This window comes from Prochlorococcus sp. MIT 0701 (assembly GCF_000760295.1).
Lineage (GTDB): Bacteria > Cyanobacteriota > Cyanobacteriia > PCC-6307 > Cyanobiaceae > Prochlorococcus.
In genome coordinates, this window is sequence record NZ_JNBA01000053.1 from 1 (window position 1) to 1,035 (window position 1,035).

Below are 1,035 nucleotides of genomic sequence, written 5' to 3' on the forward strand. Positions count from 1 at the left end.
CGTAGTGGTTTGAGACCCCCCAGCCCCGGCGGTTGGTACGAACGGCAGCCCGGAAACCAGCTTGCCAAGCGTTGGCCAAGGCTCGGGATAAAACTCGGGATAAAATTACTGCTTACCGCTCCCACGCGCAACCATCTACTCCTGTAAACTCCTTTGACTATTCATTGCTTGACTGGGATTTCTGCCCTCGTGGCTGCCTGACCCTAATAAGGGAGATGGGGTGAGGTCAGCCTTATCACCCAAATGACCCACGGGGCCTGAGAGGGCCCCTCTTTTATTGCTATAACAGGGATCTAGGAAAGACGTTTTTTGCTGTTTTGTGGTTCCGGTCAAATCTCCGGTCGAATTTAATGGGTACTTGTCTGCCGCAAGGTTTTGATCCACAGGCAGCCCTTCTGATCAACCTCAAATGCTGGGAGGGTCGTTGATGGCCAAAAGAGCTGCAGTTGTTGATCGGGTTGAGGAAGCCCATTCCATGCTTTTGCAGGGCTATAGCTGCACAGCGGTAATGGCGTATCTGGCACAGAGCAAGGGGGTGAGTCGCCGCACTGCCCAACGAACTATTCAACAGGCCTATGCCTTGATCTGTGAGGACATCGATCAGGCGAATATCCAAAGAACAGATCTTGTTGCTCAAGCCATTCACTTACTGGTGGAGAGCGCAAGGGTTGCTTTAAAGCAGAACAATCCAGGAGCTGTTGTTGGGGCTATTTCTCAACTGGACAAGTTATGTCGGTTAGGAATGAGCAAATAGTTAGTGGCTTTATTTCTAGTGATCAGCTATCCGTTATTCCCTTGTCCTTACTTAGTACTCACGCTGATGAAACCAAAGGTTCATGTGATGACTACGATTATGAAATGGTTTCCCGCAAAGAAGATGCTGGAATGAGTTCTACGCGCTCAGAAAGAACAGACTCGATAATGAAATGCATATAGAAAGCCTTCCTGAGATTAACTAAAGAGTTCTGAGAGCTGGCTTTGAGGCCGTTAAGCCGAGAGCGGATCCTGGAAATAGTTGCCGGCGATGTCGTCATC

The 1,035-nt window shown here is 49.4% G+C and carries 2 protein-coding genes; one reads left to right on the forward strand and one right to left on the reverse strand.

The features are described from left to right. Positions 1-427 precede the first annotated feature (427 nt). Entirely contained in the window at positions 428-754 is a 327-nt protein-coding gene (locus tag EV12_RS12820) for a hypothetical protein (RefSeq protein ID WP_193742250.1), read from the forward strand. A gap of 97 nt (positions 755-851) precedes the next feature. Here the strand turns inward: EV12_RS12820 and EV12_RS14470 are convergent. Further along, positions 852-1,035: hypothetical protein (locus EV12_RS14470; RefSeq protein ID WP_206537834.1), on the reverse strand; the 184-nt coding region annotated here is incomplete at its 5' end.